Here is a 20,049-nt window from a genome sequence, read left to right on the forward strand (position 1 = left end):
ACAGGGTTGGAGGGGCATTCGATGAATCAAAATAAAAAAGCAAACGCCTGGCGCTGTACTTGGTTGACCTTGGGGCTGATTGGTGCGTGTAGCGCTGCCCATGGCACCGAAAACGGTGCGCCGACCACGGCGGTCGGGGTCTACGATTTCGGCGCGGGAATGATGCCGCCGGCCACGCCCTTTGGCACCGTCGGCCTGCGCACCGCGTTCTACTCGGCCAACGTGCAGAAGGATCGCCACGGCAAGTCCGTGGACAACAACTTCTCCCTGGATGTCTTGTCCATCGGCGTCGCCTACATGCGCATGACCGATTACACCGTGCTGGGCGCCAAGTATGGCTTCGGCGCCGTCGTGCCGTTCTTCCAGATGGACGCTTCGGTACAGGTGCAGACGCCTGTCGGGCCGCTGGACCTGGAAGCCGATCCGTTTCGCATGGCCGATATGCAGGTGCTGCCGGTGATCCTGCAGTGGACCTTGTCGCCGAACCTGTTCGTCAACGCCCAGTTCCAGATCCAGGCCCCCACGGGCGACTACGACAAGGATCGCTTGATCTCGCCGGGCCTCAACCACTGGACCTTCTCACCGATCCTCAACGCCACGTACATCTCCGACAGCGGTTTCGAGGTGTCTTCGAGCTTCGAAGCCGACATCAATACGCGCAACCACGCCACCAACTACAAGAATGGCGTCGAGTACCGTCACGAATTCGCCGTGGGCCAACACGTCGGCCCATGGACCGTCGGCGTGGGCGGTTATTACTACCGGCAATTCACCGACGACGATGCGCCGGGCCTGGAAGCGGGCAATCGCGCCCGGGTGTTGGCGGTCGGGCCGGCGGTGAGCTACTTCAAGCCCGGCATACCCCCGGTGTGGCTGCACGTCTACAAGGAGCTCGATGTGCGAAACCGCGCCGAGGGCTACACCACGGCGCTGCGTATTTCTCACAGTTTCTAAAAGAGGCTCGCCATGAACCAATCAAATTCCATTTCACCGGCGGCCACCCCGTCGCGCCAGGCCGGTTGGCGCGAAGGCGGGGTGCTGATGCTGGGCAGCAGCCTGACGATCATGGGCGCGGTGATGGTCACGCCGATCCTGCCCAGGTTGGGCGCCGAATTCGGTCCCTTGGAACCGCGCGCCGATCTACTGGTGCCGCTGGCGATCACCGGCCCGGCCCTGGCGATTGCCGTGTGCGCGCCTTTGGCGGGCTGGTTGGCCGACCGGGTTGGGCGCAAGGCCCTGCTGGTGATTGCCACGGTGCTCTACGCCTTGCTTGGCGCGTTGCCAGCCCTGCTCGAGAGCCTGCCTTCGATTGTCGGTGCGCGGTTGTTGTTCGGCTGCACGGAGGCGGCGGTGATGACCTGCTGCGCGACGCTGATCGCCGACTATTGGCAGGGCGAGGAGCGGTTGCGCTACGTCAATCGCCAGGTGGTGACCATCGGCCTGGTGGGGGCACTGTTTTTCGTGGTGGGCGGTGTGCTCGGCGAGCATTCATGGCGTGCGCCGTTCCTGCTGTATCTGCTGCCGTTGCTGCTGGTGCCGGCGATGCTGAAAGTGCTCTGGGAACCGCCAGTGGCGAAGCCGCAACTGACCGAGCCGTGCGTCGACGCGTCGGGGCCGGGCAAGGTCGCCGTGCTGCCACTGCTGGCCGGCTACCTGATGATCCTGGGTGGCATGGTCCTGACCTTCGTCATGCCGATCCAGGCGCCGACGCTGTTGGTCAGTCTGGGCATCACCTCTAGCACCATGATCGGCCTGGCCGCGGGACTGAGCCTGCTGGCGACTTTGGGCGGTTCGATGATGTGGCCGTGGCTGCGCCGCCGCTTCGGCATCGCCGGTTGCAACGCGCTGCTGCTCGGCCTGATGGGCGTGGGGCTGTGGCTGCTGATGCGCGGGCAAAGCTACAACGACGTGCTGGTGGCGGTATTCGTTCAGGGCCTGGGGGCTGGGTTGCTGGTGCCCAACGTGATGGCGCCGGTGATGAATGCCCTGACCGCCAGCACCCGCGGCCGGGGCATGGGCGGGTTTACCTCATGCCTGTACATCGGCCAATTCGTCAGTCCGCTGGTGGTGGCCTTGGTGATGGTCTTCGCCGGCGATCTGCGTCACGCCATCCAGTGGCTGGCCCTGAGCAGTTTTGCCTTGGCCCTGCTCTGGGTCGTCGTCGGCCTGCGGAGAAGGGCTCAGGGACAAGCAAGCACCGTCGGCTCACATCAATCGTCGTGACATAAGGAACCTGAAACATGGGTATGCAAGACATTCACCAACTGATGGACAGTGAAGATGCCACGGCGCTGGCCGAGTGGGTCAGGCGTGGCGAAGTCCAGCCTGGCGAACTGTTGGAAACCGCCATCGAGCGCCTCGAGCGGGTCGAGCCACAGCTCAATGCGGTGGCCGAGCGTTTGTACGATTCGGCCCGGCAGGCGGCGCGCACACCACAGGTTGGCCAAGGCCTGCTGGCCGGTGTGCCGACCTTGATCAAAGATTTGTTCTCGCCGGTGCTTGGCGCGGCGATGACCAACGGCTCGCGTGCCCTGGGTGACTGCCGGGCGGATTTCGAATCGGAAGTCGTGACGCGCCTGCGCCATGCCGGATGCCAGGTGATGGGCACCAGCACTTCGCCGGAGTTCGGCACGTCGTATTCCACTGAGTCCGCGCGCTTTGGTGCCACCCGCAACCCTTGGAGCGGCGAGCACAGCGCCGGTGGTTCTAGTGGCGGCGCTGCGGCGTTGGTGGCGGCCCGTGTGGTGCCGTTCGCCCATGGCAATGATGGCGGCGGCTCATTGCGGGTGCCGGCGTCTTGCTGTGGCGTATTCGGGTTCAAGCCCAGCCGTGGCCTGATGCCGTCGGGGCCGATAGTGGGCGAGGGCTGGGCGGGGATGGGCACGCCCCATGGGATCACCTTGTCGGTACGCGACAGTGCGGCGCTGCTGGACGCCACTGCCGGGATGGACCTGGGCGCGCCCTATGCCGCGCCGGTCCAGGCGTTGCCGTATGTGATGGCGGTGCAGGCGGATCCCAAGCCGCTGCGCATTGCGCTGGTCGAACAGCTCGGCCCTTGGCCTACCGCGCCGCAAAGCCTCCAGGCGGTGGGTGAGGCGGCACGGTTGTGCGAGGCGTTGGGGCATCGTGTCGAACCGGTGAGCCTGCCGGTGGGGTTGCTGGAATTTTTCGACCATGTGTTCACCATCATTGGCGCCAGCTCTCGTCACTATGTCGACCTGTTGGGCCAGATGCGCGGATTTGCCGTGCAGGCGGAAGAGCTGGAGGTGCGTACCCGGATTATCTTGCGGGACAAGGGCAACGTCAGCGGCGCCCAATATGCCGCGGCGGTGGAATGGATTCATGCCCTGGGCCGGCAGTTGGCGGTGTTCATGCAGGATTACGACGTGATCCTGACCCCGGTCCTGACCCGCGAGCCGGTGTTGATTGGCGAATTGGATCTGCAGGATGTGTGCATGAGTCTGGATCAACTGATCGAGCGCTACCACAGCTATTCGCCGTTCACTGCGCTGTTCAATGCCAGCGGCCAGCCGGCGATGTCGGTGCCGTTGTCCTGGAGTGCCAATGGCTTGCCGATGGGCGCGCATTTTGCCGGGCGCTTTGGTGAAGAGAGCACCCTGCTGGCCCTGGCCGCCCAACTGGAACGCGCCCAACCCTGGCGCGGCCGAGTACCCCCGGTCAACGCCTGCCAGCGGTGAAACGGTGGGAGTGGGCTTGCTTGCGATGGCGTTGGGGCAGTGGGCTCATCATTGACTGACCCTCCGCTATCGCGAGCAAGCTCAGCTCCCACAGGGGGATTTTTGGTGAACCCAGGATTTGTGCAACCCCATTACCCTGTGGGAGCCGAGCTTGCTCGCGATGGCGTTGGCACATTCAACATGAATGCAAGCCAACCTACCGCTATCGCGAGCAAGCTCAGCTCCGACAGGGGGACTGTTTGTTTAAGGCCGCCGACAAACCCGTGGCGAGGGAGCTTGCTCCCGCTGGGCTGCGCAGCGGCCCCTTTGTGAGCGCTTCGCACTCAAGCGGGAGCAAGCTCCCTCGCCACGGGCCCATCATTTTTCTTAAGTAAGTAGCAGTACACAGTCCGCTAAGGGGCTTTTGGTGGGTTGGGCTCTGGGATGTTGCTCCAGAGCCCTTTTGTTTCAGTAGCGGATCATCACCGATTTCAGTTCGGTGTAGTCATCGATGAATGCACTGCCAAATTCACGGCCCATCCCGGAAGATTTGCTGCCGCCAAAAGGCACGGCCGGGTCGAGCAGGGTGTGCATGTTCACCCAGATCGTGCCGGCTTCGATGGCGGGGACCATGCGCAGGGCCTTGCCCAGGTCGTTGGTCCAGAGGCTGGCGCTGAGGCCGTAGGGCGTGTCGTTCATCAGTTCCAGCAACTCCTCTTCAGTGTCGTAAGGAAAGAACGTGGCGATCGGGCCGAAGGTTTCTTCGTTGAGCAGGCTGTCATCGCGGCGGTTGGCGAGGATGATGGTCGGCTCGACGTAGCAACCTGGCCCATCGATCAGCTTGCCGCCGTGGACGATGGTGTTGTTCTGCGCGCGGGCCTTGGCGAAGAACTCCCCGAGTTTGTGCTGGTGCTGGCGGTTGGTCACCGGGCCGAATTCGGTGCGTTCGTCCAGGGGCGAGCCAATGGTGAGCTTACTCAAGCGCTGGGCCAGTTTGTCCATGATCGACTCGATCTGTGAGCGATGGACAAAGAACCGTTCCGCCGCCGCGCAGATCTGTCCCGAATGCAGAAAGCCCGCCTCGATGATGCCGTTGACCGCCACCTCGGGATCGATATCGCGCAAGAACCCCGCCGCATTTTTTCCACCCAGTTCCAGGGTCGCACGGGTCAACCCGGCACCCATGGCCGCCTGGCCCACCGCCAGGCCGGTAGGCACGGAGCCGGTGAATGAAACCTTATCGGTCCCAGGATGCTCGATCAGCCCTTTGCCCACCTGGCCACCGCCGGTCAACACGTTCAGGGCACCGGCCGGCAGCCCAGCGTCCATGGCCAGTTCAGCGATGCGCAGGATGGTCAGCGGGGTGAACTCGCTGGGCTTGATGATGATGCTGCAGCCGGTCACCAGGGCTGAGGCCAGTTTCCAGATGGCGATCATGGTGGAAAAATTCCACGGCACGATGCCGACCACCACCCCAACCGGTTCACGCAAGGTGAACGCGGTGTAGCGTTCGCCAGCGAAGGAGGGCAATGATGGGGTGATCGTCTCGCCATTGATCTTGGTCGCCCAGCCGGCGTAGTAACGCAGGAAGTGCGCGGCCTGGTCGACTTCGAAGGCTCGGGAGATGTGGATGATCTTCCCCGACTGGCAGGTTTCGATCTGCGCCAGTTCTTCGCGGTTGCGCTCCAACAGGTCCGCCAACTTGAGCAGCACATGGCCGCGGACCGCCGGCGCTGTTCGGGACCACTGCTTGAAACCGCGGCGGGACGATTCCACCGCCGCGTCGATGTCGCCAGGGGCGGCGTCGCTGACCTGGGCGATCACTTGGCCGGTGGCGGGATTGACGACGTCCAACGTCTGGCGGCTCTGGCTTTCGACGTAGCCACCGTCAATGAACAGGGCGTGATGTCTAGCGAGGAAGGCTTCGACCTGAGGCAGCAGGGCAATATCGCTCATGAGGGGTTCCTGATCGCGAACAAGGGAAAGCCCGAGGGTAATCCCGGCGCGACCGCCCGGCTTGACTGTGCCTGCCGCGCGGTATGTCTGTGGCTGCCAGCCTGGGTGGTTGGCAGCCAGAAGCAAGGCGCCGTGCAGGCAGGGACAAGCCAGCCCGGTCGGTTTGCGATCAGATCCGGGTTTCGACTTGATGGCATAGGGGCGGGCGATGTTTCTCCAGACCAACAAACAGAAACGGGCGTTGATCGCACAGGTGCAGCGCGTACTGGCCGGCGAAACGGAGGACACGCCGCTGCTCGACGCCTATCCGCCACTGAGGCGGCCAGGGCCGGAGATGTCGGGCGCGGTTTCTCAGTGGTGGCCGATGAGGTGCGCAAGCTCGCGCAAAGCACCCGGCAGGCGACCCATCAGATCCAGACCATGCTGCACCAGCACAAACAATAAACCGAGCGGGAGCTGCCATCGGAGCAGCTCCCGACCCATTCAGAACGGAACCGCCACCACCAACTGGCTGTAGACATTGGTGCCATTGCCACCGACCTGATTGCCGCCGTTGTCCGCATCCTTCTCCGGCTTGTACAGGCCCACCAGCGGCGTGATGATCAGGTGTTCATTCACCGCCCATTCCACGTACAGGTCCAGCTCCTGCGCGTCTAGGTCCAAGGCTTCGCGGCTGTGCAGGGTCTGGTAGTCGAAGAACAGCGCGCCAATGGTCACGTTTTCCGCCGGCTTGAGCTTGAGCCCCACATGCTGGATGGCGGTGTTGCTGTTGAATGGCCCGGCGTAGTTGCCCGCCACTTCACCCTGGAACCAGGTGCCGTAGCCACGGTTCTGGCCGTTGAACATCGAGTCCCAATCCTTGGAATAGCGGCTGTAGCGATAGGTCAGGTCCGGCGTCCATGGCAGGTCGGCGAAGGTGTAGCCGGCTTCGGCGTACCAGGCTTTCTCCGGGCCCGCGTCCTTGTCCTGCCAGGCGTACTCGAAGGAGAAATGGGCATTTTCGATGCCGGCATTGCCGGCGCCACGCAGGCTGTAGATGTCCATGCCGTCGCGCTGCTTCTGGAAATCGCTGGCGTAGCGGTCGTCGACATCGAGGCCATGGATATAGGTCAGCCCCAGGGTGCCCGGTGCGGCGGTGTACTCGAGGGTGCCGGCGGCCATTTCGGTATTGGCTTGGGCGCGGTTGTCGGACTTGATCCACATCAGGCTGCCATGCACGCCGTCCTTGCCGCCCAGGCGCACGACGGCGGTTTCGTCGAAGGCATGCCGGGCCGCCAGGTAATAGGCGCCGCCGCGATTGAGCTCGCCATCGGCCACGCCTTTGCCCAGGTTCAGGCCATCGTCGTTGATGATGAAACCGTCGCCGAGGGTGATCACCTGGCGGCCGAAGGACAGGTCGACACCGTCCTTGCCCAATGCCGGGAACAAGTCCCCCGAGCGCCAACCGGCAAAGGCTTCGTCGAACTTGGTGGTGCGTTCGGAGCCGTCGCTCAGGCCGGCCGCATCGCCATCACCCCAGGTGCCGGAGCTGACCAGGTTGGCCGTCCCGTAGACACTGCCCAGGCTGCCGAGTGTCTGGTCGATACTCAGGCCATACTTGATGAAGCCTTCGCGCCAGCTCGAACCACCGGCGGTGCCGTCGTAGTTCTTTCGGCTATTGAACAGCCCGTAGACTGCCAGGAAGTTACCGGTGACGGTGGTGTCTTCGTCAGCGTAAAGCTCATAGGCCTGGGCCGATGAATCGGCGACCAGCAGGGCGATGCCCAGGCCGATGGCGTTGCGCAGCAAAGGTGTACGGCGTGTGTGCTCCATGGTGGATTCCCCAGTGTGGATAGGACAGCAGAGCGCGCATTAAAGGGAGCGGCAGCCGGGGAAGTCTTTCACCTGCCTGCCAAGGAGTTGACCCAGGCCGCCAGCGTGGCGGTGTTGGCAGGCAGCAACAAAACCGGCGGCAGACATGGGCAAGACGCCCGGGGCGGGGCGGCGCAGAGTAAGGCAGCACGCAACGCCGTTTCGATCAGGGACCGGTTGGGGAAGGCATGATCGCCGGTTCCTGGACGGCTGTGGCATCCATACTAATAATCCGCTTTCGAGGACCTTGCACCATGTCGATCAATGACAGGCTCACCGAGCACTTGAACCGGGGTTCGGTGGGTTTTCCCACTGCGTTGGCCAGCACCATTGGCCTGATCATGGCAAGCCCCGTGATTCTCACCGCGACCATGGGCTTTGGCATCGGCGGCAGCGCCTTTGCCGTGGCGATGCTGATCGCCGTGGTGATGATGCTGGCCCAGGCGACGACGTTCGCCGAGGCCGCGTCGATTCTTCCCACCACCGGCTCGGTCTATGACTACATCAACTGTGGCATGGGCCGTTTCTTCGCGATTACCGGCACCTTGTCGGCCTATCTGATTGTCCATGTGTTCGCCGGCACCGCCGAGACTATCCTGGCCGGGGTCATGGCCCTGGTGAACTTCGAGCACCTCAACACCCTGGCCGAATCGGCGGGCGGTTCCTGGTTGCTGGGCGTGGGCTTCGTGGTGGTGTTTGGCGTGCTCAACGCGTTCGGCGTCAGTGCCTTTGGCCGGGCCGAAATCATCCTGACATTCGGCATGTGGACGACCCTGATGGTGTTCGGCGTGCTGGGCCTGATCGCGGCGCCGACGGTGGAACTGGAGGGCTGGTTCGGTGCCTCCGTGGTGGGCACCGATCTGGTCACGGTGTTGTCGTTGGTGGGCATGGCCATGTTCATGTTCGTCGGCTGCGAATTCGTCACGCCGCTGGCGCCGGATCTGCGCAACTCCGCCCGGACCATGCCTCGGGCCATGATGCTGGGCTTGTTCAGCGTCGCCACCTGCATGTTCATCTACGGTGCGGCGATGAAGCGTCAGGTGGAAAACGTGCTGCTCGATGCCACCAGCGGCGTGCATCTGCTGGACACCCCCATGGCGATTCCACGCTTCGCCGAACAGGTCATGGGCGATATCGGCCCGATGTGGCTGGGCATCGGATTTCTGTTTGCCGGCGCGGCGACCATCAACACCCTGATGGCCGGCGTACCGCGGATTCTCTACGGCATGGCGGTGGACGGCGCATTGCCGAAGGTCTTCACGTATCTGCATCCACGCTTCAAGACGCCGTTGCTGTGCATCCTGGTGGCAATGCTGATTCCTTGCCTGCATGCGTGGTGGCTGGGCGGCAATCCGGACAACATCATGCACCTGGTGTTGGCGGCGGTGTGCGCCTGGAGTTTTGCCTACCTGCTGGTGACCGTGTCGGTGGTTAGCCTGCGCATTCGGCGCCCTGATCTGCCGCGGGCCTATCGCTCACCGTGGTTCCCGTTGCCGCAGATCCTGTCCAGTGTCGGCATTCTGCTGGGCATGTGGTTCATCACGCCGCCCGGCATGAATCCGGCGGACATCTACGTGCCCTTCGCGGTGATGCTCGGCGGCACCGCGGCTTACGCCTTGTTCTGGACCCTGGTGGTGCAGAAGGTCAATCCATTCAAGCCAGCGTCGGTGGAAGACGTACTGGCCAAGGAGTTCTCCCATGAGCCAGGGCAACCTGCGGGCGAGTTTATCGACCCTGCTGCAAAAACTGTCTGAGGTGTTCAGCGCCCAGCGCGCCCCGGCCGGTTATCGGCCCGGGGTGACCCTGGAACACCTGCGGCGCAACCTCGCATTGGCGCGATTCGAGGTCACAGGCCCGACCCTGGCCACGGCCGTCACTGACGACGGCAGCTTGCAGTTGGAGATTGTCGAGCGCACCGAATCGCAGTTGTTGATGCACCTGGTGATGACCGAATTCGTGCTGCGCGTGCCTGCTTCCCGAGAGGGCACGGCGCGCCTGGAATTGCACCACGGCGGGGCTGTCCGGCGCAGTGGCATTCGGTGCCGGCAGCGGGACGGGCGCCGTGATTTGGCGGCCAGGGTGCAGGCGGCCGTGGAGCAGGACTTGGTGTTGTATCAGGCCCTCATGCCCCTGGATTTCAAGCGGCTGCGCATCGATCTGCAGGGCCGCCAGTGGTGCGTGCGCCTGGAGCACATGGGCGGTAGCGAAGTGGTCAATCGCATGCCGGCCTTTCGTCGTTATATCCCGTTGAGCCGCGAGCAGCGCGGCGTCCTGTTGGCGACCTTGAGCGGCCTGCAACGGGTGTTGACGACGCTCTGATTCTGCTGCGCTGCCCTGGCATCATTCCTGCTACTGCTCTGGCGATCAGGTACTTGTTGCGCGCATATAGATAACATGTTAACTATTGCCGCACAAAAACAAAAAGCCACTGCGGAGAATGCCATGAGCATGCAACAGGTTGGGCAGGACGGTCTGGACACTTGGAACCGGGATCTGCGGGCGACTTGCGGCCACTTCGACACCGAACTGGCCTTCAATCGCACACTGTTCATTGGTGAAGTGTCGAATTTTCAGCGGGGTGGCCTTGCCCTCGCAAACCTGCGCACCAACGCCGGTAACATCAAGCGTCACTCGCCCAACGCCGATCACGATGATGACCAGGATTGCCTCCTGGTCAGCCAGCGCAGCGGCTACTGCCGCATTACCCAGAACGGCCAGAGCATCCAGTTGGCACCCGGTGAATTATTGTTGATGGATTCGGCAGGCGCGCTTGAGATCACCCCGTTCGGCCTGATCGAGCACGCGGTGCTGTCTTTGTCTCGCCATGACGTATCGCGGCAATTGGGTGGGGACACCAAGACCTTCGGCAAGGTGTCGTCGAGCAAGGCGTGTGGGCGGATGCTGCATGTGTTGATGGACCAGCTGTGCAAGGACACACCGGACGGCGAGGGCGCGGCGGGCGAAGGTGAAGCCTTGCAGAGTGCCTTCGTTTCGCTGTTGGGCTCGGCCTTGGAACAGGGTAGCGATGGCCGTGACGAGGGGGCAGCCTTGCAGGGCAGCCATTTGCGCAGCTATGTGCAGAAGGTTATCGACGAATCACTCACCCAACCCGGCCTCAGCCCCGTGGGCCTGGCCAACCGGCTGAATATTTCGGTGCGGCATCTGTATCGTTTGTTCGAAGAGCAGGATGACAGCGTTTGCCGTTATATCCAGCGGGCCCGGCTCAAGCGCAGCGCCGATGACCTGATCAACCCGTTCCTGCGGGACGAGTCCATTACCTCGATCGCCTACAAGTGGGGCTTCACCGATTCGGCGCATTTCAGCCGTTCGTTCAAGAAGCAGTTCGAGCAGTCGCCCAAGGCGTTTCGTTCCAGTCGTTTGCAGGTGGGGCAGGGGGTGGCTTGAGGGAGGATTTTTCCGAGTTCATCGCTGGCCGGACCGACGCCTTCGCGAACTGACCGGCTGTCCCCTTGTTACACCTCCGGCAAAGTCGAACCCCCATCCACCACCAACGTCTGCCCAGTCACATAGCCAGCCAGGCTCGACGCCAGGAACAGCATGGCCCCGGCGATGTCGCTCGGTTGACCCAATCGACCCAGCGGCACCCGGCGGGCGATGTCCTGGTTGACCTCATCGTCACCCAGGTTGGCCATGGCCGGTGTGGCGATCATGCCCGGTTCGACCCCGTTGACGCGGACATTCTCGGCCGCCAGTTCCAGCGCGGCGTTGCGAATGAAACCATTGACCCCGGCCTTGGACGCCGCGTAATGGCTGAGCCCTGGATACGCCACCCGCGGGCCAGTGACCGAGGAGGTCACCAGCACGCAGCCTCGGCCCTGGCGCCGGAACATCGGCAGCGCCGCCTGGGTCAGCCAGAACAGCGCCGACAGGTTCACCGCCAGCGTTCGTTCCAGTATTGCCGGGGTGATCTCAACGAACGGCGTCAGCGGAAAATACCCGGCGTTGTGCACCAAGGTATCCAGGCGCCCCAAGCGTTGTTCCAGCGCGGTCATCATGGCGCAGATCGCTGTGGCGTCGGCCAGGTCGACACCCACGGCTTGTACCTGACAGCCCACGGCGGTCAATTCGCTGGCCACCGCTTCGGCCCGGGCCAGGCCCAGGTCGGCAATCACCACGCGAGCCCCGCGCAGGGCAAACGCTTCGACGATGGCCCGGCCAATACCTTGTGCACCACCCGTGACCAGTACGGTCTGGCCGCTGAAATCCAGATCATCAGACATCGCTGGCCTCCATCCGGCTGAAGGCCAGGGTCGGCACGTCGACGATGCTGGAGCCGCCATCGGCCACCAGCGTCGCCCCGGTGATGATCGACGCTTCAGGCGAGGCCAGGAAACGGCAGACGTTGGCGATTTCCTCCGCACTGGCCGGCCTGCGCAACGGCACGTCGGCGCAGACCCGGTCGTAGGCCTGCTGCAACGTTTCGCCATGGTATTGCATCAATACCTGCATTTCTTCGTCGGCCATGGGCGTGCGGACCCAGCCTGGGCAGACGGCATTGACCCGTACGCCGTGAGGCCCGTAATCCCTGGCCAATGAACGGTTGAGGCCCAACAACGCATGCTTGGCGGTGGTGTAGCCGCATACCTGGGGGCCTGCCGCCAATGACGCGATGGAGGCGATCAACACGATGTTGCCGGCGCTTTCCCGCAGCAAGGGCAGGCACGCTCGGGCGCTGTAGAAGGCGCTGTCGAGATTGCTGCGCAGGGTGGCTTCCCAGGCCGATGGCTGAGTCTCGGTGGCGCTGCCCATGCCCAAGCCGCCGGCACAGGCCAGCAACACGTCGAGCCGGCCGTAATGCGCCTGGATCTGCTCGACGAAGCCGTCCCAGGTGCGCGGGCAGGCCGCATCGCCCACCAACACCAAGCCACCGATGTCCTCGGCGAGTGCTTCCAGAGGCTCGCGACGGCGGCCGATCAGCACCAGATTGGCGCCTTCGCTGGCATACAGCCGGGCGCAAGCGGCACCGATGCCGGTGCCGGCACCCGTGATCACCACGGTGCGTGAGTCAGGCATCGGGATACTCCGTCTGGTTGAGCACCTGGCAATAGGAACTGACCGGGAAATTGGAAAACTCATCGAACGACGCACCGGCGTAGCCGAAGATCTTGCCGTCGCTGCGGTGCTGTTGCAGATCGATCAGTACCAGGCCCAGGGTCGGGATGATCTTTTCTCGCCAGACGAAGAGGTACAACTGATCGGCGATCTTGTAGGTGTCGCAGCGATCGGTGTCGCACAGGCCTTGTTCAACGCCCTTGAGGCACTGCCAGGAATAGAACTGGTCGTTAAGGTAGATGTGTTCGTAGACTTCGCTCGGGCTGTAGCGATACAGGTTGCGCAGCCCCACCAGTTCGGTGGTTGGTGCGTGCGGGCAGAGGCCGGGCTGCCAGGGCCGATCGAGGCTGCCGTGGAGGAACTGCGCTTGAACCGAGGTCAGTGGCTTGCCGGCCAGTGCGCGGTGGTAGAGGCCTTCGCCGGTCTGTTCCTGGCTCGGCATGCGGCCGATCACGGCGGTGAAGGCGGCGTTGGCGGTATCGAGCACCAGGCTGATCGACGACGTCAGCTCGTCTTCGCGCTTGATGAAGTCCACCAGGTACAGGCCCGGCCGTACCGATGTGGCTCGGTAGGTTGCGGTGCCGCTGGAATGGCCGTCTGCGGCGTTCCAGGTCAGGGTGTCCTGCTCGAAGCGATGCTCGATCTGCCAGCCGTTGGCGAAATGCAGGGTGAAGGTCTTGCCGTCCAGGTCGGCCAGGTTTGGCAGGATGAAGGCTTCGGGGGCAAAGCCATCGGCCAGGGCGCCGACGGTGATCCAATCTGTAGATGTGCTCATTGCAAGGCTCCGGTGGTTGAATTAGCCACTCGGATCATGGGGTGCCAGGCACTGGGGGCCTATCAACCGAATGGTTGATCAGAGGAACAACGCGCTGACCAACTCGGTACGGCTGCTCACACCGACTTTGCGGAACAGGTGGATCAGGTGAGTCTTGATGGTCGGCAAGCCCACCTCCAGTTCCCGGGCCAATTGTTTGTTGCTGACGCCTTGACGCAGCAGCCAGGCGATCTGGCGTTCCTTGGGCGTCAGGTCGGCCAGTGGGTCCTCATGGGCCGGCAGATGGGCCACGGCCAGTTGCAGCAAGGCCTGCAACGCACTGAGTTGGCTTAGCTGCTGAGGGGTGAAAGCGCCTTGTTCGGCGGTGCGCAGCAGCGAAATCGCGGCTTGGGGCTGACCGTCGCGATGGGCGAAGACTTCCACCACATCGACCACACCGTAGCGTTGCAGGAAGTCGCGATAACGCTGGTTGTCGCGCAACGGTTGGCGGGCCATTGCCAGGCCCAACGGCACCACGGCCAGTTCGCTGGAGGCGCAGCGGCGCGGGTGCAGTGGATCGAACTGGCGGTAGTTGTCCAGGTAGTCGCGGTGCATCTCGCCGCTCATCCCATGGAGGCTGAAGTCGTGGACTTGCAGCTGCCGATCCACGCAGTAGAACGCCGCCCGGCTGACGGGAACCAGTTGGGTGAATGCGTGCAGGCACTGGCCGGCGATGTCCTGGGTCGGGATGACGTTCATGGTCGTTACCTTCGCAAGCGGGCTGCCGGTGGGGCCGGCAGCCCGGTCCGGTCAGACTACCGCGAAGTAGTGCTTGACGAAACTTTCGCTGACCACTTCCCACAGCACCGGTGTGCCCTTGGTCACGAACCAGCTGTCGCCGGCCTTGTAACGGGTGCTCTGGCCGGTGGCCTCGTCGGTGAGGACCACTTCACCGGTGACCACGGTGGCTTGTTCGGCGAACGGGTAGACCATCCGGAACTTGCCTTGGGTGGTACCGAAATAGGCGCTGCTGACCGGGTCGGTGGGGGCGCCGAAGGTCATCTTGCCGAAGGCCTTGACCTCGCCTTCGAGAATCTGCGAACCGAGATCGGCGACGGTGCCCCAGGCGTCCAGGTCGGACAGCTGGATGTCTTTTTCGAGGGTGATAAGGGGCATGGCAGTGACTCCTGATGAGTGAAAAAACAGCGAAGTTGGAAAGGATTCTTGTGGCGAGGGGATTTATCCCCGCTGGGCGCGCAGCGACCCTGAAAAAACCTGCATCTACGCTGCTCTTTTTAGGGGGCTGCTTCGCAGCCAGCGGGGATAAATCCCCTCGCCACAGGTTTTGTGTTCAGTCGCTCCTATCAGCGCCGGCCATTCCAGTAACCCGACAACTGATGCCAGGACTTGCCGGCGGTCAGCAGCAATGGGCGAATGGCGTCTTTGCCGAGGATGGTCGGGCGATGGATCGAGCTGACCAGGTCGTAGCGCGCCGAGCCTTCGCTCATGCCTTCGGCCAGCACCTTGCAGATAATGTGGCTCGGGGTGACGCCAAAGCCTGAATAGCCCTGGACGAAAAACGCGTTGCTGCGGCCGGGCAGGGTGCCGATCTGCGGGAACAGGTTCGGGCTGCAGGCCATCGGGCCGCCCCAGGCCAGGTCGATCTTCACGTCCTTGAGGTACGGGAAGATCTTCAGCATCAGGCGCCGGTTCCAGGCCTTGAGGTCCTGGGGAATATGCTCCACCAATGGCGTGGCGGCACCGAACAGCAGGCGGTTTTCGTTGGTGACGCGGTAGTAGTCGATCACCGGGCGAATATCGCTGTAGGCACCGCGAATCGGGCTGATACGCTGGATCAGCTCGTCCGACAACGGCTCGGTCATCATCTGGAAAGCGTAGGTGTTGATGGTCGAGCGGTGCAGTTCCGGTTCCAGCTTGTTGAGGAAACTGTCGCAGGCCCAAAGCAGCTTGCTGGCCCTGACCGAGCCGCGCCCGGTGCGCACGGTGATGCGCTCGCCATAGCTGACTTCCAGGGCCGGGCTGTTTTCGAAAATCCGCACGCCGTGGCTGACCAGGGCCTTGGCTTCGCCCAGCAACAGGTTCAACGAGTGCACATGTCCGCCGCCCATGTGCAGCAAGGCGCTGCTGTAGGACTTGGAGCCGATGATCTGCTGCACGTCGGAGCCGCCGAGGAAGCGGATCTCGTGCTTGCTGTTGATCGACTTGAAGTCTTTCTCCCAGGCCCGCAGGGTTTTTTCCTGGCGGGCGTTGAAACCCATGTAGCCGTAGCCGTGGCAGAAATCGGCATCGATGGCGTACTTGGCGATACGGTCCTTGATGATGTCGGCGCCCAGGTCGCTGATCTCGAAGACCTGGCGCAGGCCGTCTTCACCCACGTCCTTCTTGATCTTTTCCAGGTCATGACCGATGCCGGCCATGATCTGCCCGCCATTGCGCCCGGTGCCGCCGAACCCAAGGTAACGCGCCTCCAGCACCACGATGTTGGTGATGCCTTTTTCGGCGAGTTCCAGCGCAGTGTTGATGCCGGAGAAACCACCGCCAATGACCACGACGTCGGCGTCCACGTCCTGTTCCAGCGTCGGGAAACTGAGGTTGTATTTCTTGGTGGCTGTGTAATAGGTGGGCGTTTCGATATTGATCATGACGCAACCTGACAAAGTGAAGGAAAACTCCGTTGCCATGTCTACGCGAGGCTTGGCAAGGGATGGCTCTATTAAGAGCCTTGGCGGGGCGCTTGTCTTGATCATCCGTGCCGGGGTATTTGACCGAGCGCGCCATGGAGCCGAAACCTGCCCATGAAAAGTACAATCTTGGATCTGGAAGGTGCATTTTTCACCTTCCCGGGATTGCCCATACTGGACCGGCCTTAATCACTGATCCCCGCTGTTTGTGCAACCCCGGGTTGCCGGGCAAAGGCGGGATCGGCAGATGCCAATAATAAAAGAGCCCGTCCATGAAAAAGCCAAACCCGCTGCTCGAAGACCTCAAGCCCCTCCTGCCGGCCATTGCCGCGAACGCCTTCCAGGCGGAGAAAGACCGTAGCGTGCCCGCCGAGAATATCGCCTTGCTCAAGAGCATCGGCATGCACCGGGCCTTCCAGCCCAAACCCTACGGTGGCCTGGAGATTTCCCTGCCGCAGTTCGCTGATTGCATCGCGCTGTTGGCCGGTACCTGTGCCAGCACGGCCTGGGCCATGAGCCTGTTGTGTACCCACAGCCATCAGTTGGCAATGTTCCCGGCCAAGGCCCAGCAGGAAATCTGGGGCGATGACCCGGATGCCACCGCCAGCAGCAGCATCGCGCCGTTTGGCCGCACCGAAGAGGCCGATGGCGGTGTGATGTTCAGCGGTGAAATGGGCTGGAGCAGCGGCTGCGATCATGCCGAATGGGCGATCGTGGGGTTTCGCCGAAAAAACGTCGAAGGCACCCAGGATTATTGCTTTGCGGTGCTGCCGCGCAGCGACTATGAAATTCGCGATGACTGGTTCGCGGTGGGCATGCGCGGCAGTGGCAGCAAGACCTTGATCATCGACAACGCTTTCGTGCCGGAACACCGGATCCAGAAAGCCAAGGACATGATGGAGGGCAAGTCCGGCGGATTCGGCCTGTATCCCGACAGCAAGATTTTCTACTCGCCGTACCGGCCGTATTTCGCCAGTGGTTTCTCCACGGTCAGCCTGGGCGTGGCCGAGCGCATGCTGGAGGTTTTTCGCGAGAAAACCCGCAACCGCGTGCGGGCCTACACCGGCGCGGCCGTCGGTGCCGCCACCCCGGCGTTGATGCGCCTGGCCGAGTCGACCCATCAGGTGGCGGCGGCCCGTGCTTTCCTGGAAAAAACCTGGCAGGAGCACGCCGAACACGGCGAGCGCCACGCGTACCCCAGCCGGGAGACCCTGGCGTTCTGGCGGACCAACCAAGGCTACGCCACCAAGATGTGCATCCAGGCCGTCGACCGCTTGATGGAGGCCGCCGGTGGCGGCGCCTGGTTCGAGACCAACGAGTTGCAACGGCTGTTCCGCGACGCCCACCTGACCGGCGCCCATGCTTACACCGACTATGACGTCTGTGCGCAGATCCTCGGTCGTGAGCTGATGGGGCTTGAGCCTGATCCGTCCATGGTTTGATCGCTTGTCCCCTAGAACAATAATCGAGGCCGCTCCTTGAGGCGGCCGGGAGTCTTGCATGTCCAGTCTTTGTGCTACCGCTTTTGACACCCGCGCGTTCCGCCGGGCCCTGGGTAACTTCGCCACCGGCGTGACCGTGGTCACCGCCGCCACTGAAGATGGCCGCAAGGTCGGTGTGACGGCCAACAGTTTCAACTCGGTGTCCCTGGACCCGCCGCTGATCCTGTGGAGCATCGACAAGCGCTCCAGCAGCCACGAGGTGTTCGAAACCGCCAGCCATTTCGCGGTGAACGTGTTGGCCGCCGACCAGATCGACCTGTCGAACAACTTCGCCCGACCCAAGGAGGACCGCTTCGCTGAAATCCAATTCGAGGCCGGCGAAGGCGGCGCTCCGGTGTTTGTCGATTGCGCGGCACGTTTTCACTGCGAAAAATTCCAGCAAGTGGACGGCGGCGATCACTGGATCTTGATCGGCAAGGTCGTGGCCTTTGATGATTTTGGGCGTTCGCCGTTGCTCTACCACCAGGGCGCTTACTCGATGGTCTTGCCTCACACGCGCATGACCAAGCGGGAAGAGGGCCAGTCGCCCAGCAGTCATTTCCAAGGCCGCTTGAGCCACAACCTGTATTACCTGATGACCCAGGCGCTGCGAGCCTACCAGGCCAGCTACCAGCCGCGTCAGTTGTCCACCGGCTTGCGCACCAGCGAAGCGCGGATGTTGATGGTGCTGGAGAACGACGCGGGGCTGAGCCTGTGCGACCTGCAACGGGAAGTGGCGATGCCGGTGCGCGAGATCGAAGAAGCCGTGGCCAACCTCAAGCGCAAGGGCCTGGTGATTGATGAAGGCGAGCGGGTACGCCTGACGGTCAAGGGAATCGATGAGACGGAAGGGCTCTGGGCGATTGCCAAGGAGCAGCAGGATAAGGTGTTCGGCCAGTTCAGCGAGGAACAGGTCGAGCATTTCAAGCAAGTGCTCAAGGGTGTGATCAAGGGCGCTTGAGCGACATCCAGTAAAGACTGGCATTCACCCGTTGTGGCGAGAGATGTGTTGTGGGAGCAAAGCTTGCTCGCGACATAGGCGACTCGATTTCTGAAAGATTTTCATTGCCTGTATCGCGAGCAAGCTTTGCTCCCACAATGAGTCCCCTTGCCGCAGGTAACTCGGCATCGAAAATGTTAGGATTTAGTTAACTCATTAACTAAATCCCTCTCGCGAACATACTCATGCCCAAGCTGCGCCAATCCTTGACCCTGACCCTGCTCCAGGCCCGCGAAGCGGCCATGGGGTTTTTCCGGCCTTCCCTCAACCAGCACGGCTTGACCGAGCAGCAATGGCGGGTCATCCGTATCCTCAGCCAGCACGACGAACTGGAGATCAATCGCCTGGCCGAATTGGCCTGCATCCTCAAGCCCAGCATGACCGGCGTCTTGGTGCGTATGGAAGCGGCGGGCATGGTGGTGCGGCGCAAGGCCGAACAGGATCAGCGACGAGTGCTGGTGCGCCTGGCGCCGCAAGGGCAGGCGAGTTTCGATTCGATGAGCCAGAGCATGGAAGCGAACTATCAGCGTTTGCAGGAAAAACTGGGGGAAGAAAAATTGCAGACGTTGCTGGGGTTGCTCAATGAGCTGAAGGCGATCAGGCGCTGAGATCGCCGGTTGGTTAACTTCTGTGGGAGCAAGGCTTGCCCGCGATGAAGGCGCTGCGGTCTTTCAGAGACCGAGGTGCCTGTTTCGCGAGCAAGCTTTGCTCCCACAGATCCCCTAGCCAGAGGAGATGCGGCAAGGTCAGTACACGCCGCCAACCGTCGGCTTTGGTGTGTCCTTGAACGTCGCCGCCAGTGTCTGCAAGCCCCGCATCAACACCGTCGTATCCACGCCCACCGCGACAAACGCCGCGCCTAGTTCGAGATAACGGCGGGCCAGTGTTTCATCGGCGCTGAGAATCCCGGCAGCCTTGCCGGCCTGGCGGATGCGGGCGATGGCGTCTTCGATGGCCGCCTGCACATCCGGGTGACCGGGGTTGCCGCGAAACCCCATGGACGCGCTCAGGTCCGCCGGGCCGATGAACACCCCATCCACACCGTCCACTGCCGCAATGGCATCCAGGTTGGCCAGGCCCTCGCGGCTTTCGATCTGCACCAGCAGGCACATCTGTTCATCGGCCTTGTCGAGGTAGCCGGGGATGCTGTTCCAGCGTGACGCCCGGGCCAATGCACTGCCGACGCCGCGGACACCGTGGGGCGGATAGTGGATGGCGCGCACCAGTTCGCGCGCTTGATCGGCGCTTTCCACCATCGGCACCAGCAAGGTTTGCACGCCGATATCGAGCACTTGCTTGATCAGCGCCGTATCGCCGATCACCGGGCGTATCACCGGCTGGCTGGGGTAGGGCGCCACGGCCTGGAGCTGGCCGAGCAAGGTGCGCAAGTCATTCGGCGCGTGTTCGCCGTCGATCAGCAGCCAATCGAAGCCGGCATTGGCCGCCAGTTCGGCGCAGTAGGCATCGGCCAACCCCAGCCACAGGCCGATCTGCGCCTCGCCGCTGCGCAGGCGTTGCTTGAAGGTATTGATAGGCATGTCCATGAGGCGGTCTC

18 protein-coding genes and 1 pseudogene are annotated in these 20,049 nt (G+C 62.8%); 10 read left to right on the forward strand and 9 right to left on the reverse strand.

Annotation, left to right across the window (positions count from 1 at the left end):
* Positions 1-21 precede the first annotated feature (21 nt).
* Genes J3361_RS13960 through J3361_RS13970 form a run of 3 tightly spaced genes read left to right on the forward strand, consistent with a single transcriptional unit; the run spans position 22 to position 3,698 of the window.
* Complete coding sequence (locus tag J3361_RS13960) at positions 22-954, forward strand: transporter (protein ID WP_207965072.1); 933 nt, start codon at positions 22-24, stop codon at positions 952-954.
* 12 nt (positions 955-966) lie between these two features.
* A complete protein-coding gene (locus J3361_RS13965; RefSeq protein WP_207965073.1) occupies positions 967-2,223 on the forward strand; it encodes an MFS transporter in 1,257 nt (418 codons plus the stop codon).
* A gap of 17 nt (positions 2,224-2,240) precedes the next feature.
* Positions 2,241-3,698 carry an amidase family protein gene (locus J3361_RS13970; RefSeq protein WP_207965074.1) on the forward strand — a complete coding sequence of 486 codons (1,458 nt, stop codon included), beginning with the start codon at positions 2,241-2,243 and terminating at the stop codon, positions 3,696-3,698.
* Positions 3,699-4,145: 447 nt separating this feature from the next.
* Here the strand turns inward: J3361_RS13970 and J3361_RS13975 are convergent, their stop codons facing one another.
* The gene (locus J3361_RS13975) at positions 4,146-5,633 is read right to left on the reverse strand and encodes an aldehyde dehydrogenase family protein (RefSeq protein ID WP_207965075.1); all 1,488 of its coding nucleotides are present in this window, start codon (positions 5,631-5,633) and stop codon (positions 4,146-4,148) included.
* A gap of 306 nt (positions 5,634-5,939) precedes the next feature.
* Between J3361_RS13975 and J3361_RS29500 the strand changes: the two are divergent.
* Positions 5,940-6,074: pseudogene (locus tag J3361_RS29500) on the forward strand (methyl-accepting chemotaxis protein); the annotation flags it as partial.
* A gap of 42 nt (positions 6,075-6,116) precedes the next feature.
* On the opposite strand, the gene J3361_RS13985 reads toward J3361_RS29500, so the two are convergent.
* On the reverse strand, positions 6,117-7,445 hold the full coding sequence (locus tag J3361_RS13985; protein ID WP_207965076.1) for an alginate export family protein: 1,329 nt from the start codon (positions 7,443-7,445) through the stop codon (positions 6,117-6,119).
* 293 nt (positions 7,446-7,738) lie between these two features.
* On the opposite strand from J3361_RS13985, the gene J3361_RS13990 reads away from it, so the two are divergent.
* From J3361_RS13990 to feaR, 3 genes are all read left to right on the forward strand, one after another.
* Positions 7,739-9,238 (forward strand): APC family permease, encoded by a 1,500-nt coding sequence (locus J3361_RS13990; RefSeq protein WP_207965077.1) that lies wholly within the window; start codon positions 7,739-7,741, stop codon positions 9,236-9,238.
* A complete protein-coding gene (locus J3361_RS13995; protein ID WP_207965078.1) occupies positions 9,183-9,803 on the forward strand; it encodes a DUF3156 family protein in 621 nt (206 codons plus the stop codon). Before J3361_RS13990 ends, J3361_RS13995 begins: the two co-directional genes overlap by 56 nt.
* A gap of 123 nt (positions 9,804-9,926) precedes the next feature.
* Positions 9,927-10,889, forward strand: coding sequence for a transcriptional regulator FeaR (gene feaR / locus J3361_RS14000; RefSeq protein WP_207965079.1), 963 nt, complete (start codon positions 9,927-9,929; stop codon positions 10,887-10,889).
* A gap of 68 nt (positions 10,890-10,957) precedes the next feature.
* Here feaR and J3361_RS14005 read toward each other — a convergent pair whose 3' ends face one another.
* The 6 genes from J3361_RS14005 to J3361_RS14030 all read right to left on the reverse strand — a co-directional run bounded on the left by J3361_RS14005 (position 10,958) and on the right by J3361_RS14030 (position 15,974).
* Positions 10,958-11,725, reverse strand: a complete 768-nt coding sequence (locus tag J3361_RS14005) for an SDR family oxidoreductase (protein ID WP_207965080.1) — start codon at positions 11,723-11,725, stop codon at positions 10,958-10,960.
* Positions 11,718-12,518 (reverse strand): SDR family oxidoreductase, encoded by an 801-nt coding sequence (locus J3361_RS14010; protein ID WP_207965081.1) that lies wholly within the window; start codon positions 12,516-12,518, stop codon positions 11,718-11,720. Before J3361_RS14010 ends, J3361_RS14005 begins: the two co-directional genes overlap by 8 nt.
* A complete protein-coding gene (locus J3361_RS14015; protein ID WP_207965082.1) occupies positions 12,511-13,332 on the reverse strand; it encodes a molybdenum cofactor biosynthesis F family protein in 822 nt (273 codons plus the stop codon). The genes J3361_RS14010 and J3361_RS14015 overlap by 8 nt, the downstream gene beginning before the upstream one ends.
* Before the next feature lie 78 nt (positions 13,333-13,410).
* Complete coding sequence (locus J3361_RS14020) at positions 13,411-14,070, reverse strand: helix-turn-helix transcriptional regulator (RefSeq protein WP_207965083.1); 660 nt, start codon at positions 14,068-14,070, stop codon at positions 13,411-13,413.
* A gap of 51 nt (positions 14,071-14,121) precedes the next feature.
* Positions 14,122-14,487 (reverse strand): cupin domain-containing protein, encoded by a 366-nt coding sequence (locus J3361_RS14025; RefSeq protein WP_053122428.1) that lies wholly within the window; start codon positions 14,485-14,487, stop codon positions 14,122-14,124.
* 188 nt (positions 14,488-14,675) lie between these two features.
* Positions 14,676-15,974, reverse strand: a complete 1,299-nt coding sequence (locus J3361_RS14030; protein WP_207965084.1) for an FAD-binding oxidoreductase — start codon at positions 15,972-15,974, stop codon at positions 14,676-14,678.
* Between the two features lie 311 nt (positions 15,975-16,285).
* On the opposite strand from J3361_RS14030, the gene J3361_RS14035 reads away from it, so the two are divergent.
* The 3 genes from J3361_RS14035 (at position 16,286) to hpaR (ending at position 19,102) form a co-directional block, all read left to right on the forward strand.
* Entirely contained in the window at positions 16,286-17,455 is a 1,170-nt protein-coding gene (locus J3361_RS14035) for a p-hydroxyphenylacetate 3-hydroxylase oxygenase component (protein WP_207965085.1), read from the forward strand.
* 58 nt (positions 17,456-17,513) lie between these two features.
* Positions 17,514-18,455 (forward strand): p-hydroxyphenylacetate 3-hydroxylase reductase component, encoded by a 942-nt coding sequence (locus J3361_RS14040; protein WP_207965086.1) that lies wholly within the window; start codon positions 17,514-17,516, stop codon positions 18,453-18,455.
* 224 nt (positions 18,456-18,679) lie between these two features.
* Positions 18,680-19,102 carry a homoprotocatechuate degradation operon regulator HpaR gene (gene hpaR / locus J3361_RS14045; RefSeq protein ID WP_207965087.1) on the forward strand — a complete coding sequence of 141 codons (423 nt, stop codon included), beginning with the start codon at positions 18,680-18,682 and terminating at the stop codon, positions 19,100-19,102.
* 138 nt (positions 19,103-19,240) lie between these two features.
* Here the strand turns inward: hpaR and hpaI are convergent, their stop codons facing one another.
* Positions 19,241-20,038, reverse strand: coding sequence for a 4-hydroxy-2-oxoheptanedioate aldolase (gene hpaI / locus J3361_RS14050; protein WP_207965088.1), 798 nt, complete (start codon positions 20,036-20,038; stop codon positions 19,241-19,243).
* Positions 20,039-20,049 lie beyond the last annotated feature (11 nt).

It is taken from the genome of Pseudomonas sp. OA65 (assembly GCF_017498305.1).
Classification (GTDB): domain Bacteria; phylum Pseudomonadota; class Gammaproteobacteria; order Pseudomonadales; family Pseudomonadaceae; genus Aquipseudomonas; species Aquipseudomonas zanjanensis.

Excerpts from the sequence above, each read along its gene's own strand:
- J3361_RS13960 (WP_207965072.1), top strand. The coding sequence starts at position 22 with ATGAATCAAAATAAAAAAGCAAACGCCTGGCGCTGTACTTGGTTGACC.
- J3361_RS13965 (WP_207965073.1), top strand. The coding sequence starts at position 967 with ATGAACCAATCAAATTCCATTTCACCGGCGGCCACCCCGTCGCGCCAG.
- J3361_RS13970 (WP_207965074.1), top strand. The coding sequence starts at position 2,241 with ATGGGTATGCAAGACATTCACCAACTGATGGACAGTGAAGATGCCACG.
- J3361_RS13975 (WP_207965075.1), bottom strand. The coding sequence starts at position 5,633 with ATGAGCGATATTGCCCTGCTGCCTCAGGTCGAAGCCTTCCTCGCTAGA.
- J3361_RS13985 (WP_207965076.1), bottom strand. The coding sequence starts at position 7,445 with ATGGAGCACACACGCCGTACACCTTTGCTGCGCAACGCCATCGGCCTG.
- J3361_RS13990 (WP_207965077.1), top strand. The coding sequence starts at position 7,739 with ATGTCGATCAATGACAGGCTCACCGAGCACTTGAACCGGGGTTCGGTG.
- J3361_RS13995 (WP_207965078.1), top strand. The coding sequence starts at position 9,183 with ATGAGCCAGGGCAACCTGCGGGCGAGTTTATCGACCCTGCTGCAAAAA.
- feaR (WP_207965079.1), top strand. The coding sequence starts at position 9,927 with ATGAGCATGCAACAGGTTGGGCAGGACGGTCTGGACACTTGGAACCGG.
- J3361_RS14005 (WP_207965080.1), bottom strand. The coding sequence starts at position 11,725 with ATGTCTGATGATCTGGATTTCAGCGGCCAGACCGTACTGGTCACGGGT.
- J3361_RS14010 (WP_207965081.1), bottom strand. The coding sequence starts at position 12,518 with ATGCCTGACTCACGCACCGTGGTGATCACGGGTGCCGGCACCGGCATC.
- J3361_RS14015 (WP_207965082.1), bottom strand. The coding sequence starts at position 13,332 with ATGAGCACATCTACAGATTGGATCACCGTCGGCGCCCTGGCCGATGGC.
- J3361_RS14020 (WP_207965083.1), bottom strand. The coding sequence starts at position 14,070 with ATGAACGTCATCCCGACCCAGGACATCGCCGGCCAGTGCCTGCACGCA.
- J3361_RS14025 (WP_053122428.1), bottom strand. The coding sequence starts at position 14,487 with ATGCCCCTTATCACCCTCGAAAAAGACATCCAGCTGTCCGACCTGGAC.
- J3361_RS14030 (WP_207965084.1), bottom strand. The coding sequence starts at position 15,974 with ATGATCAATATCGAAACGCCCACCTATTACACAGCCACCAAGAAATAC.
- J3361_RS14035 (WP_207965085.1), top strand. The coding sequence starts at position 16,286 with ATGAAAAAGCCAAACCCGCTGCTCGAAGACCTCAAGCCCCTCCTGCCG.
- J3361_RS14040 (WP_207965086.1), top strand. The coding sequence starts at position 17,514 with ATGTCCAGTCTTTGTGCTACCGCTTTTGACACCCGCGCGTTCCGCCGG.
- hpaR (WP_207965087.1), top strand. The coding sequence starts at position 18,680 with ATGCCCAAGCTGCGCCAATCCTTGACCCTGACCCTGCTCCAGGCCCGC.
- hpaI (WP_207965088.1), bottom strand. The coding sequence starts at position 20,038 with ATGGACATGCCTATCAATACCTTCAAGCAACGCCTGCGCAGCGGCGAG.